The 14,372-nt window shown below is 40.6% G+C and carries 11 protein-coding genes and 1 other annotated feature; of the genes, 2 read left to right on the top strand and 9 right to left on the bottom strand.

The genetic code is table 11. The features are described from left to right. The first annotated feature begins 86 nt into the window (after positions 1-86). Positions 87-677 carry a glycerol-3-phosphate 1-O-acyltransferase PlsY gene (plsY, locus tag JEM45_RS01455; protein WP_026866241.1) on the top strand — a complete coding sequence of 197 codons (591 nt, stop codon included), beginning with the start codon at positions 87-89 and terminating at the stop codon, positions 675-677. 61 nt (positions 678-738) lie between these two features. Here plsY and acnA read toward each other — a convergent pair whose 3' ends face one another. Then, entirely contained in the window at positions 739-3,444 is a 2,706-nt protein-coding gene (gene acnA, locus JEM45_RS01450) for an aconitate hydratase AcnA (RefSeq protein ID WP_198687596.1), read from the bottom strand. A gap of 283 nt (positions 3,445-3,727) precedes the next feature. Here acnA and mscL point away from each other — a divergent pair, with 283 nt between their 5' ends. Continuing rightward, the gene (gene mscL / locus JEM45_RS01445; protein WP_026866239.1) at positions 3,728-4,120 is read left to right on the top strand and encodes a large conductance mechanosensitive channel protein MscL; all 393 of its coding nucleotides are present in this window, start codon (positions 3,728-3,730) and stop codon (positions 4,118-4,120) included. A gap of 404 nt (positions 4,121-4,524) precedes the next feature. Here mscL and JEM45_RS01440 read toward each other — a convergent pair whose 3' ends face one another. The 8 genes from JEM45_RS01440 to hemC form a co-directional block, all read right to left on the bottom strand. Then, positions 4,525-5,784, bottom strand: coding sequence for a bifunctional folylpolyglutamate synthase/dihydrofolate synthase (locus tag JEM45_RS01440; protein WP_198687595.1), 1,260 nt, complete (start codon positions 5,782-5,784; stop codon positions 4,525-4,527). A 6-nt stretch (positions 5,785-5,790) separates the two neighbouring features. Continuing rightward, on the bottom strand, positions 5,791-8,418 hold the full coding sequence (locus tag JEM45_RS01435) for a valine--tRNA ligase (RefSeq protein ID WP_198687594.1): 2,628 nt from the start codon (positions 8,416-8,418) through the stop codon (positions 5,791-5,793). 45 nt (positions 8,419-8,463) lie between these two features. Beyond that, positions 8,464-8,677: a binding site (T-box leader), on the bottom strand. Between the two features lie 41 nt (positions 8,678-8,718). Continuing rightward, complete coding sequence (locus tag JEM45_RS01430; RefSeq protein WP_198687593.1) at positions 8,719-9,783, bottom strand: AbrB family transcriptional regulator; 1,065 nt, start codon at positions 9,781-9,783, stop codon at positions 8,719-8,721. Between the two features lie 120 nt (positions 9,784-9,903). Next, positions 9,904-10,416 (bottom strand): c-type cytochrome, encoded by a 513-nt coding sequence (locus JEM45_RS01425; RefSeq protein WP_084145687.1) that lies wholly within the window; start codon positions 10,414-10,416, stop codon positions 9,904-9,906. A gap of 76 nt (positions 10,417-10,492) precedes the next feature. Then, a complete protein-coding gene (gene hemL, locus JEM45_RS01420; RefSeq protein ID WP_198687592.1) occupies positions 10,493-11,779 on the bottom strand; it encodes a glutamate-1-semialdehyde 2,1-aminomutase in 1,287 nt (428 codons plus the stop codon). Continuing rightward, a complete protein-coding gene (gene hemB / locus JEM45_RS01415) occupies positions 11,780-12,760 on the bottom strand; it encodes a porphobilinogen synthase (RefSeq protein WP_198687946.1) in 981 nt (326 codons plus the stop codon). Then, on the bottom strand, positions 12,750-13,409 hold the full coding sequence (locus tag JEM45_RS01410; protein ID WP_169515932.1) for a uroporphyrinogen-III synthase: 660 nt from the start codon (positions 13,407-13,409) through the stop codon (positions 12,750-12,752). Before JEM45_RS01410 ends, hemB begins: the two co-directional genes overlap by 11 nt. Before the next feature lie 22 nt (positions 13,410-13,431). Beyond that, entirely contained in the window at positions 13,432-14,361 is a 930-nt protein-coding gene (hemC, locus tag JEM45_RS01405; protein WP_026866231.1) for a hydroxymethylbilane synthase, read from the bottom strand. Positions 14,362-14,372: the final 11 nt, after the last annotated feature.

Below are 14,372 nucleotides of genomic sequence, written 5' to 3'. Positions count from 1 at the left end.
ATTAATGGTAACTTTATATAATTATGTGATAATTTAAAGATATATGGTAAACTGTTAGTACCTGATAATAAAAAGGGGATAATCTATTGTATACAGTTCTTATTTTATTAATCTTTTCCTACCTGTTTGGGTCAATTCCGTTCAGTCTAATTATCAGTAAATTATTTTACAACATTGATTTAAGACAACATGGCAGCGGTAATGTGGGTACAACGAATACCTTTCGCATCCTCGGAAAAAAGGCAGGAATTGTCGTCCTTATTCTCGATATTTTAAAAGGTGCGATTCCAGTTTGGGTCGCCATGCTCGTCGATGTGACTGGTGACTTTCCTGTCGTGATTTACGGTGTCGTTGCAGCACTCGGACACGTCTATTCTATCTTTTTAAAATTCAAAGGTGGGAAAGCTGTTGCAACGGGTGGTGGTGCCATACTTGCTGCGAACCCAATTCTGTTTATAGTGTTAGTATCAACATTTTTAATTACCTTAAAACTATCGAAATACGTTTCCCTATCGAGTGTATTTGCAGCACTCGCCTTATTAATTGGTGTCATGTTTACCTCAGATTGGTTTATGATCATCTTTGGTATCATCCTCGGCATCGTTGTCATAGTTAAGCATATACCCAATATGAAACGTATTAAAAGTAAAACTGAACCGAAGATTACATTTATGTAAAAGAAAGATAAGTCCATCAGAACAATAAGTTCTGATGGACTTAATTTATGCCTCTCTTTACTTACGATGCGATTTTGTTACGTAGTACAAGCTGTAGGATACCACCATGACGGTAGTAATCTGCTTCTACTTCAGAGTCAAAGCGTACTTTTGCTTTGAACGTCACTTTGTCGCCGTTTTCTTTCGTTGCGACAACATCGATGATTTCTCCAGCTGTAACGGATTCATCAATATTGATATCAAATGTTTCAGAACCATCTAAGCCGTGATCTTCAGCATTTTCTCCGTTGACAAACTGTAGAGGGAGTACACCCATCATCACTAGGTTTGAACGGTGAATACGTTCGTAGCTTGCCGCGATAACTGCTTTAACGCCTAGTAGGTTTGTACCTTTAGCTGCCCAGTCACGACTTGAACCCATTCCGTAATCGTCACCAGCGATGACTACAAGGCCTGTACCATTTTTTTGGTAGTTTTGTGATGCATCATAGATACTCATCACTTCACCTGTTGGCCAGTAAGTTGTATAGCCACCTTCTGTACCTGGTGCAATTTGGTTTCTAATACGGATGTTCGCGAATGTACCACGTACCATCACTTCATGGTTACCACGACGTGAACCATAAGAGTTAAAGTCTCTAGGTGATACGCCTTGTTCAATTAACCACTGCCCTGCTGGTGTATCTTTACCGATTGCACCGGCTGGTGAGATGTGGTCCGTTGTGACTGAATCCCCGAATTTACCAAGTACACGTAGGCCGTTTAACGGCTCAATTGTACCCGCTTCTTTGGATAATTTTTGGAAGAATGAAGGGTTTTGAATGTAAGTCGATTCATCTGCAAAATCGTATAATGGTGCATCTGTTACATCAATTTCATTCCATGTTTCATTTGAATCAAATACAGTTTCGTATTCTTTTCTAAATAGTTCAGGTGTGACCGTAGACATTACAGTATCTCTAACCTCTTGAATTGACGGCCAGATATCTTTCATGTATACGTCATTACCTTCTTTATCTTGTCCGATTGGGTCATTTCTAAGATCGATATCTACTGTACCTGCTAAAGCATAAGCAACAACGAGTTGTGGTGATGCTAGGTAGTTCGCTTTAACAAGCGGGTGAATACGACCTTCGAAGTTACGGTTACCAGATAGTACTGATGAAACGAGCATGTCGTTATCTACAATCGTTTCAGTCACTTCTGGGCGTAATGGACCTGAGTTACCGATACATGTTGTACAACCGTAACCAACGTGTGTGAAACCGAGTTGATCAAGGTAAGGTTGTAAGCCTGAATCAGCTAGGTAACCTGTAACAACTTTTGAACCAGGTGCCAGTGAAGTTTTTACGTACTTCGGTACAGATAAACCTTTCTCAACTGCTTTTTTAGCAATGAGTCCAGCACCTAACATAACGTATGGGTTAGATGTGTTTGTACAAGACGTAATCGCTGCAATGACTAAGTCCCCTGTTTTCAGTTCTTCAGAGTCACCGTCATTGTAGTTCACTGTTGCTGTTTTGTTAAACTTTTCTTCTGTTAAACCATGACCGTGGTTACCACTTTCAGCAGTGACAGATTTTCTATACTCATCTTTCATATCAGAAAGATTAATTAAGTCCTGTGGACGTTTTGGTCCCGCAAGTGATGGCTCAACTGTAGATAAGTCAAGTTCAACAACATCTGTGTAAGTTGGCTCTACTGCAGGGTCAAAGAATAAATTATTCTCTTTCAGATATGCTCTAACTAAGTCGATGTGTTCAGTGTCGCGACCTGTAAGTTTAAGGTAGTCTAACGTTTCTTCATCTACAGCGAAGAAGCCACATGTCGCACCGTATTCAGGTGCCATGTTGGCAATAGTTGCTCTGTCAGCTAATGGTAAGGCTGTAACACCTTCACCGAAGAATTCTACAAATTTACCAACCACACCTTTTTGTCGTAACAATTCTGTTACGCGAAGTGCTAAGTCCGTTGCAGTTGTCCCTTCAGGTAAAGCATTCGTCATACGTACACCGATTACTTCAGGTACTGGGAAGTATGAAGGTTGGCCAAGCATACCTGCTTCAGCTTCGATACCACCAACACCCCAACCAAGTACACCAAGACCATTGATCATTGTTGTATGGGAGTCTGTACCAACAAGTGTATCTGGATAAAGTACGTTCGTACCCTCTTCTTCTCTGTTATGAACGACATTTGCAAGGTATTCTAAGTTCACTTGGTGAACGATACCCGTTGCTGGTGGTACTGCTTGATAGTTATCAAATGCCTTCGTTGCCCAGCGTAAGAATTCATAACGCTCCATATTTCTTTGGAACTCAAGCTCCATGTTCTTTTGAAGTGCGTTTAAAGTACCATATTCATCAACTTGAACTGAGTGGTCAATGACTAGGTCTACTGGTACTTCAGGGTTGATTTTTTGGACGTCCCCATCAACATCGTCCATGGCTTTACGTAATGAAGCTAAATCGACAACTGCTGGTACACCAGTGAAGTCTTGAAGAATAACACGGGAAGGTTTAAAAGGCACCTCTTTCCCTTTGATATCCCCTTTGTCCCAATTTGCTAATGCTTCGATGTGATCTTCAGTAATCACCTTACCGTCATATTGACGTAAGACAGATTCCAGTAGCACACGGATTGAGTAAGGTAAATTTTGTGACTGACTTGCGCCGTTGTCAACGAGTGACTGTAAGCTATAGTAAGTGTAGTCCTTACCATTAACCGATAAAGTGCTGCGGGAATGTTCCTTTACGTTATTTGACATAATTAAAAGCCCCCTCTAAATTTAGTCATCTTAATTGTATACTGAATATATTCATAAAGTAAATGCATGAACATAATCTAATGATACGAATAAGCTAACAGTTAATTAAGTTATTATTATTTATTATAATATCATTAATAATAAATCATTATAAGTAAATTGCTCATTGATTTTTTGTTAAAATAGCATAAAATTGAAAATATAAACTTGCTTGATGATAATTTTTCCTGTATTATTACGATTCACTTGTTTTTATTTTAATTTAATCTAGGGAGGCTATTTTATGTGGCAAGAATTTAAAGATTTTATGCTTCGTGGTAACATTCTAGACCTTGCAGTCGCAGTTGTTATCGGTGCTGCCTTCGGTAAGATCGTTGAGGCACTCGTTGCCAACATCATCATGCCGTCTATCGCGTTGATTTTCGGTAACACAGACTTTGCTTCAGAATGGAGCTACATGGGTATTACTTACGGTGTGTTCATTCAAGCAATCATCGACTTCATCATCATCGGTGCTGCAGTATTCGTATTCGTTAAAGTGGTTAACAAACTATCTGGTAACCGCTTCGTTGAAGAAGAAGCAGAAGACGAGCAACTTGTATTACTACGTGAAATGAGAGACTCTCTTAAAGCCGTTGAAGGCAACAAAAACGATGGTAATGGACCATCACTTTAAGTTTTGACTAATTGAGGCCTGGTAGGATCCCCTTTTATAGGTTGTTCCTGCCAGGTTTTTTTGCTTTTGGGGCTGATGGTTGTTGGTGGTGGGCATAATGACGGCCCGCTGTCGGGGCCACAGAGAGCCGATATTAGTCTAGCGACCCGCTGTCAACTTCACAGTGAGCCGATATAACTCTTGCGGCCCGCTGTCAGGTCTACAGTGATCCGATATTAGTCTAACGGGTCGCTGTCAGCTTCACAGTGAGCCAATATTAGTCTAACGGGTCGCTGTCAGCACCACAGTGATCCGATATTAGTCTAGCGGGACGCTGTCACCCCCACAGAGTGCCGGTAAGCCCCCTTCCCTAACAACCCAAACAAAAACCCACCTCATACGCATATAAGGTGGGCATGCAAACTCTACTTCAATTGTTGTTTTATCTCACTGATAAAGTACAAGCTGCCTGTAATGAGGAGCAAGTCTCCTGAAAAATTACGGATATATTCCATATAGTCTTCGACATAGTGCTTATCTGGATGCTCGATGGCATCAAACAATACGTCACCTTTTTCGGCTTTAAAGAAGTCGAATTCTGTTACGACAAATGTATCAGCGATCATGCCGATTTTAGATACCATGCTGTCTAAGGGCTTACCTTTGACTGCTGAAAAGAGTACCGTGATTTTTTTATCACTATATGATTCACGCATGGTTGCAACTAAGGCATCGACAGCTTCATTATTATGGGCACCGTCCATTATCACTAAGGGTGAGTGGGAAATCTTTTCGATTCTACCGCTCCAGTAAGTACGTTCAACACCAGTAATCATCTTGTTGACGTCTAAACTCACCACACCCGCTTCTTGCATTTCTAACAAGGCTGCAATAGCAATCGACGCGTTTTCTTGTTGATGGCGACCGAGCATATCGAGTTTAATGTCATCGAAATCATAGCGTCCATATTTAAAGCTAAATTCTTCGCCATTAGTCGTCAAAATGATGTCTCTTTCTAGTTCAACACCTTTAGCATTCTTTTCATCGAGTACCTTATAGATATAATCACGGCAAGCGTCATCTTTAACGTTGAAGACTAAAGGAACGCCTGCTTTAATCACACCTGACTTATCTCTCGCAATATCGAGTAAGGTATCGCCTAAGATATCCACGTGATCGAGTCCAATACTGGTTAGTAAGGTCATCACTGGCGAGAATACGTTCGTCGAGTCATTGGTCGCACCGAGTCCAGCTTCAACTAAGACGATATCCACTGGGTGTAGGCGACCGAAGTAAACAAACATCATCATAGTAATAATCTCAAATTCTGTTGCATTCCCAAGATCCGTCTCAGATACCATCGCTTCACTGACTGGACGAACAAGTGTGGCAAGTTCAGCAATATCTTCATCAGATATCGGTGAGCCATCAACTGAAATGCGTTCATTGAACACTTCTATATAAGGCGAAGTAAAGGTTCCAACACTGTAATCGTTATGGTTAAGTGCATTTCTCATATACGACAGCGTCGAGCCTTTACCATTCGTTCCGACAATATGCACACCGGTAATGTTTTTCTCAGGATGGTCAAATCGTTCTAACATCCATTCCATACGCTTGATGCCAGGTTTAATACCAAATTTTGTGCGTTCGTGTATCCATTGTAGGCTGTCTTGATAATTCATCGGTCTTTACTCACCTTTCAAGCTAGAGAGTCTATTTTCAACTTCATCATACTGACTCTGGTAGCCGGCTTCTTTTTGTCGTTCTGCTTCAACGATGTCTTTTGGTGCATTACTTACGAACTTCTCATTAGATAATTTACCTTTAACACGCTTCAATTCACCATTTAAACGATTCAGTTCATTTTCTAGTCTTTCGATTTCCTCTTCCTTATCGATTAAGCCAGCAAGTGGTAAGACAACTGTCGCGCCTTTGACAACGTCCGTTTTGTCATCGTCATGTTTTTCTATAAAATCACTAATCGATAAAGTCTCAGGGTTCGTAAAGCGCTCAATATAATGTTTGTTGCGCTCAACCGCCTGACGTCTTTGATCATCTTTTACTTCGATATTAATGTCGATCGGCTTAGATAACGGCGTGTTCACTTCATTTCTCGTCGTTCTTACAGATTTAATAATTGCCACTAATAGTTCCATCTCTAACTTCGCATCATCATAGCTTAAAGAATCATCAACGACAGGATAGTCACTCACGACAATCGATTCGTCTTTAGTAATCGCTTGGTAGATTTCATCTGTAACAAACGGCATGAACGGGTGTAACATCTTCAGAATTTTATCCAGCGTATAAAGAAGCACTGAGCGTGTCATATGCTTATCACTATCACTACCTGAAGTCATCGGTACTTTTGCCATCTCGATATACCAATCACAGAAATCATCCCAAATAAAGTTATATAAGAGACGCCCAACTTCACCAAACTCATAGTCATCAGATAGACGTGTCACGTCTCTAATCGTGTCGTTTAGACGCGTTAAGATCCACTTATCTGCTAGTGATTTCTCACCACTTAAATCAATATCTTCTAAGCCGAAATCTTCACCGATATTCATGAGTGAGAATCTTGAAGCATTCCAGATCTTATTTATAAAGTTCCAGATACTTTCAACCTTGTCATCACTGTAGCGGAGGTCTTGACCAGGTGTTGAACCGGTCGCTAGGAAATAACGGAGTGCATCGGCACCGTATTTTTCAATAACATCCATTGGATCGACACCGTTACCGAGTGATTTCGACATCTTACGGTTTTGTTCATCACGCACAAGTCCGTGTAAAAGTACGTCAGAGAACGGTTTTTGACCTGTATGTTCAAGTGATGAGAAGATCATTCTCGCGACCCAGAAAAAGATAATATCATAACCTGTCACTAATACATTCGTTGGGAAATATTTCTTTAAGTCAGCCGTATCTTCTGGCCAACCCAAAGTAGAAAACGGCCATAGGGCACTTGAGAACCAAGTATCTAACACATCTTCATCCTGTTCCCAGTTTTCTGAGTCAACAGGCGCCTCTATACCAACATAAAGCTCACCTGTTTCCTTGTGGTACCAGGCTGGAATTCTATGACCCCACCAGAGTTGACGTGAGATTACCCAGTCACGTATGTTCTCCATCCAGCCATTAAAAGTATGTTCAAAACGTCCTGGGACAAAATCAATACGCTGATCTGTGTCCTGGTTATTCAAACTCTTTTCTGCTAGAGGTTTCATGCTTACAAACCACTGCGTGGATAGGTAAGGCTCAACAATCGCACCACTTCTCTCAGAGTGACCGACTGAGTGCATATGGTCTTCAACTTTAATGAGGTAACCTGCCTCATCTAAATCTTTCACTAGTTGTTTACGGCATTCAAAACGGTCCATACCTTCATATTGACCACCAAGTTCATTGATAACACCGTTTGGATGCATGACGTTAATTCGTTCAAGATCATGACGGTTACCAATTTCAAAGTCATTTGGGTCATGGGCAGGCGTGACCTTCATGGCACCTGAACCAAAGTCTTTTTCAACATAGTCATCAGCAATAATCGGTAATTGTCTACCCACAATAGGTAGCTCTACAGTTTTACCAATAAAGTCCTGATAACGTTCGTCATCCGGGTGAACAACAACTGCCGTATCACCGAGCATTGTCTCTGGACGTGTCGTCGCAATTTCTAAGAAACCAGAACCGTCTGTTAAAGGATACTTAACGTGGTAGAACTTCCCTTCAATATCCTGGTGAATGACTTCGATATCAGACAATGCAGTCTGTGTTTCCGGGTCCCAGTTAATAATATACTCACCACGGTAAATTAAGCCCTTGTTATAAAGGTCTACAAAGGTCTTACGAACTGCTTTAGACAGACCTTCATCTAAGGTAAATCTTTCTTTGTCGTAATCGAGTCCGAGTCCAAGTTTCGCCCACTGTGCTCGAATATGACTCGCGTATTCCTCTTTCCAGTTCCATGAGTGTTCTAAAAATTTCTCACGGCCGATGTCGTGACGGTTAATGCCAGATTCACGGAGTCTTGCGTCTACTTTAGCCTGAGTGGCAATCCCCGCATGGTCCATACCCGGTAAGTAAAGCACATCATAACCTTGCATGCGTTTCATGCGTGTAATGATATCTTGTAAAGTCGTATCCCAAGCATGTCCAAGGTGTAACTTACCTGTGACATTCGGCGGTGGAATAACGATAGAAAATGGTGCCTTATCACTCGCTACATCTGATTTAAATAGGCCAGCTTCCACCCACTTTTCATATTTGCCTTTTTCAACTTCAGTCGGATTGTACTTCGTTGACATTTCCATATAATCACTCCTTTAAATTAAAAAACAAAAAAACTCCTGTCCTAACAATAGGACGGAGTTCCGCGGTGCCACCTAAATTCAGGCGAGTTCGCCTGCATCTCAATTGATGATTAACGCTCATCACACGTCTCGCACTAGTCGATTTCCTTTCGCACGAAACTGAACACAGACTACTTTCACCTACTGCTTCGGTAAACTCACACCGCCGTTTACTCTCTTAACACCCGCAGCAGAATACTCTTCTGCACTTAAATATTATAGATTAATCTTATGCGAATAATTTGAAACTGTCAAGCGGCTTTAACTGCTATGACGGCGTTTATTCAAGTATCTTAGATAGTAACCAACAATCGGTACGACAACGATAATAATGAAGAATATTCTAAAGATATGGTAGGACGAGATCATTGGAATATTACCGCCTGTTTCAATGGCGATAACAATAATTTGACCGAGACCACCAGGTGCCGCACTTAAGAATAAGTCGTTGAACTGATGTGAGGTAAAAATTTGGAATATAAAAACGATAAACATTGTACCAAAAATCAGCATTAAGTTTTGCAGTAAGATGGAAAAAATCAATCGCTTACTGAGCTGTGACATCAAGGAAGCAATTTGTAGACCAATTCTAATACCAAAGAGTATTTGTGCCACATTAATAAATTCAATATTCAAAGAAAATTCAATACCCGTCGTTAAGTTCCAAATAATCATGACAATAATAGGTCCAAGCATCAGGCTCGCTGGGAAGCGTATTTTATCGAAAATATAAATTAAAAGTATGCTCGCTACAGGAATAATGAGCATCGGATAAGTAAAAACAGATGTGACATAATCTACAGATGTCGTCGCTAAAGGTATATCATTTGAACCAGCAAACAAGCCTGCCACAAAAGGCACAATCAAGACGATTAAAACAATGCGGGACATCTGAGTCAATGTCACCAATAGAATATCTGCATTCTTTTCTTCCTCTGCCATAATCAACATTTGAGATAAGGCACCAGGTACGGATGCTAAGATGGCAGTTTCAGGTGTACTTTTCGTTAAGTAAATGAAGAAGCGTGAGAGCGCTAAGCTGAGTAGTAATACGAAGATTGTCATTAAAAAGATATTTAAAAGATCATCTTTCATATCACCTAGGGCATCTAAGGTTAAGGTTGAGCCGATCTCAGTTGCCATGATCATGACACCGAGGTTACCGAGCCAAGGTGGGAAAAATAGTTCTTTTTTAACTAATCTAATATAGAGTATGGTTGCAATCATTGAACCGAACAGCCAAGGTAGGATCATACCAACAGCAGAAAGGCCCAATGAAATCAATGCCGCAATAAGAATGAGCAGCAAGAGTCGAAGAAACTTCATAACATCACCTTATATATAACTTATTCATTAATAATAATAACTTATTAATATGTAAATTTACAGTAACTTGCTTAAAATGAAAAAAGACAAACTCAAATAATGAGTTTGTCTATATAAACACTATTGTTCACTAAAGAATTGATATAAAGCTGTTAATTCTTCTTCTGCTACTTGATCTTCACTGAAAGCAGGCATTGAGCCTTGACCTTCACGGACAATTGTTTGGAACTCATCTTCAGCTAATGAAGTCCCTGCTAAGGCAGGTCCCATAGCACCAGAGAAGTCTTCACCGTGACAAGATGCACAGTTGTCGCGAGCGATACCTTCGGCATCAGCATCACCACTTGATGCAGCTTCTTCACCGCCGCCTTCTTCAGACTCAGCACCTTCTTCGCCACCTGACTCTTCACCAGAATCTGCTGTTTCTTCAGTACTTTCACCTTCAGATGCGGTTTCTTCACCACCACCGCCACCTAGGTGGAAAATCATAACTGGAATGATGAGCACAACAATGATTACCGGAATTAACCAGTAAAGGTTTGCAGTACCTTTCGTATTTCCTGTTTCATTTTTGTCGATGTAGCGAGGCTGTCCATCAACCTTTTTACCAGTCGGACGCTTTTTGTCACTCATATTCTTTTACCCCCCAATTAATTCTATCACTACTATTATACACATAATTATTCAGTGATGAAGTACAAATTCTAAATTATTTACCCTTAACTTTACTTAATGCATTATCGAATGCTTGTAAGGTTTGTTTGATGTCTTCACTTGTATGTTTCGTTGATAAGAACATGCCTTCGAATTGTGAAGGTGGTAAGTAAACACCCTCACTGAGGAGTGCTTGGTACATATCTTTAAATAATTCTAAATCAGATGTATTAGCAGAATCAAAATCAACAACGTCCTGGTCAGTTAAGAAGAAGCCAATCATTGAACCTGCACGGTTTACAGTAATCGCTTGTTCATGCTTATCGAATACTGATTTCAAGCCACTTTCTAATTGGTCTGCTAGTTCATTGAAGTACTCATAACTCTCTTCATTCAACTGACTTAAGGTTTCATAACCTGCAGTCATAGCTAATGGATTACCAGATAAAGTCCCTGCCTGATAGATGTCTCCAACTGGCGCGATTCTTTCCATAATATCCTTACGGCCACCGTAAGCACCGACTGGTAAGCCACCACCAATAACCTTACCAAGACATGTTAAATCTGGCGTGACACCAAAGAATCCTTGAGCACAGTTATAGCCAACTCTAAATCCAGTCATGACTTCATCGAAGATTAAGAGGCTGTCATATTCATTTGTAATATCTCTAACAAACTGTAGGTAATTTTCTTTTGGCGGTACAACGCCCATATTACCTGCAACAGGTTCCATAATCACTGCAGCGATATCATCACCAAATTTTTCAAAAGCTTCTTTTAAGCTTGCTTCATCATTATAAGGTACAGTAATTGTATTTTTGGCCGTACCTTCTGGTACACCTGGAGAATCTGGTAGACCGAGTGTTGCCACACCTGAACCTGCTTTAATTAATAGAGAGTCACTATGTCCATGGTAGCAACCTTCAAATTTAAGAATCTTATTTTTACCTGTGAAACCACGTGCTAAACGAAGCGCAGCAAGTGTCGCTTCTGTACCTGAAGAAACCATACGTAACATCTCTATAGATGGTACACGGTCAAGCACAAGGTTCGCCATTTTGGTTTCTAGTTCAGTTGGCGCACCGAATGAAGTTCCTTTAACCGCTGCTTCTTGGAGACTTTTTACAACCTGATCATCCGCATGACCTAAAATTAATGGTCCAAAGCTCAAGGAGTAATCAATGTATTCATTGCCATCAACATCATACACACGACTTCCTTTGGCGTGGTCGATGAATAATGGATGGTCACCGACGGACTTAAAAGCACGTGCTGGGGAGTTAACGCCACCCGGCATCACTTTGACTGCGTCATCATATAGTGCTTTTGACTTGTCGTACATTTATATCTCTCCTCTATTGATTTTTTCAGCTAATTCTTTAGCAAAGTAAGTAATGATCATATCCGCACCGGCACGTTTCATTGAGATCATTTGTTCAGCAATCACTGCCTCATCGACTAAGCCCATATCAATTGCTGTACGTGTCATTGCATATTCACCGCTGACATTATAAGCAACAATCGGTAAATTAGAATTGTTTTTGACATCTCGTATAATATCTAAATAAGACAGTGCAGGTTTAACAATCATCATATCCGCACCTTCTAGGGTATCACTCTCTAATTCACGGAGGGCCTCAAGACGATTAGCCGGATCCATTTGATACGTTCTACGGTCACCAAATGATGGCGTCGACTCCGCAGCATCTCTAAATGGTCCGTAGAATTTAGAAGCGTATTTAATGCCGTAACTCATAATAGGAATGTGACTATAGCCAGCCTCATCTAGGCCTTGTCTGATTTCACTCACAAAACCGTCCATCATGTTTGATGGTGCAATAATATCCGCACCGGCTTTTGCCTGTGACACGGCAGTCTGTACAAGTAGTGGTAGCGTTGAATCATTATCAACATCTTTAGTTACCGGGTCAATTAAGCCACAGTGACCGTGGTCTGTGTATTCACAAAGACATGTATCTAAGATCACTAACAGCTCAGGGTAATGTTGTTTTGACAGGCGACATGCCTCTTGAACGATACCGTGATCGTGATAGGCACCTGTGCCTTCAGCATCTTTTTCATTCGGAATACCAAAGAAGATAACGTTTTTAATGCCGAGTCTAACCACCTCATCTAACTCTTCTTTTAAGAGATTTAGCGAGATCTGGTAAACACCCTTCATTGAAGGTACTTCTTTTTTTACATCTGGCTTCTCAACAACAAAAATCGGGTAAATCAAATCATTTACTGATAGTGTTGTTTCACGCACCATATCTCTCATGAAGCCACTTTTTCTTAAGCGGCGATGTCTGTCAAAATTCATCACGAATACGCTCCTTAATATAAGTTATCATATGATCTAATGTTTCATGTTCTGGTGTTTCTGCTGGTACTTTGTATTTATCTAAACGTTCTTTGGTCACTGCTCCGATAGCAATGACTGTTGTATCTGTTAAAGCGTCGGCTTCAAGGTCAGTCATCAGTGCTTCGACCGCGGATGGTGATGATAAGGTAAGAAAATCGATATGAGCTAAATGATTACTGATCCACTGAACAGAATCAGTATTCGCCTTCGGATAATACAGATCGATTTCAGTAACAATCGCACCTTGATCTATCATATAATCCCTTAACTTAGGCCTTTTGTTTAGACTCGCTGGATAGAGGATCTTATCACCTGGTGAAATGTTAATCTCTTCGATAAAACCTTCTTGAGTATAGACGTCAGGTTCAAAGTCTACCGTAATCCCAGCGTCAGCCAAGGCTTCAGTTGTTTTTTTACCAATTGAAGCAATGCGTCTTACTTTAAGCGAATCCATATAAGGTAAGAGATACTTCACCGAATTCTTACTCGTCATCACCAGTAAATCGTAGTCAGTGTCGAGACACTTCTGATCAAAGTCCAAAGCTTCTGTCGTAATCAGTGGACGGTGAATAATTCTTAAGTCATTCTCATCGAGCTGACAAGACATTTGGGTGACACAGACTGTACTTTTACTGCTCATTGTTCTCGTTAATCATATCAATGATTTCTTTAGCACCGATTTTTTCCATCTCATCAGCAACTAAGTTACCCAGAGTCTCAGGGTCTTCATGGGATTTTTTCACTAGATAACGTTCGTTACCATCTTCAGACATGATTAATCCTGTTAAATATAGTTCCCCATCTTCGACTGTCGCGTAACCGCCAATTGGCACCTGACATGAACCGTCCATACGTTTTAAGAAGGTACGCTCAGCCGTTGTACAAAGTGACGCCTCATCTGAATGAACGCTCTTAAGCATTTCAATTAATTCATGGTCATCTTCACGCACTTCAATGCCTAAAGCACCTTGGGCAATGGCTGGTATGAACTCTTCAGGTTCAAAGTATTCAGTGACCACATCATCACTCCAACCCATACGTTTAAGACCGGCTGCAGCGAGTAGAATGGCATCGTACTCGCCATTTTCCATCTTCTTAATTCTCGTATCGATGTTTCCTCTTACCCAGTTGACTGTAATATCATCACGCATCGCTTTTAATTGCGCACCACGTCTGAGTGAAGATGTCCCCACTACACTACCAGGTTTTAAGTTTTTAAATGTAACCTTATCATTCGATAAATAAGCATCTCTCATGTCCTCACGTTCAGGGACACAAGCAATCGTAAAGCCTTCTGGTAGCTCACTCGGAACATCTTTTAGGCTGTGGATGGCCATATCGATTTCCTTGTTTTCTAAGGCAGCTTCAATCTCTTTAACGAAGAGCCCCTTACCACCGACTTTAGATAATTGAACGTCGACAATTTGGTCACCTTTCGTGACGATTTCTTTAATTTCAATTTCAAGATCCGGGAATTTATCCTGTAATTTTTTAATAAATTGCTTTGATTGTGTCATAGCTAAACCACTACGACGTGAACCGACTACTAGTTTCCTCATAATTTATATGC

Origin of the sequence: Jeotgalicoccus sp. ATCC 8456 (assembly GCF_016313225.1) — a bacterium.
In the GTDB taxonomy this organism is placed as follows: domain Bacteria; phylum Bacillota; class Bacilli; order Staphylococcales; family Salinicoccaceae; genus Jeotgalicoccus; species Jeotgalicoccus marinus.
Note: the sequence above shows the minus strand (reverse complement) of the source record. Positions and strands in the feature narration are given on the sequence as shown.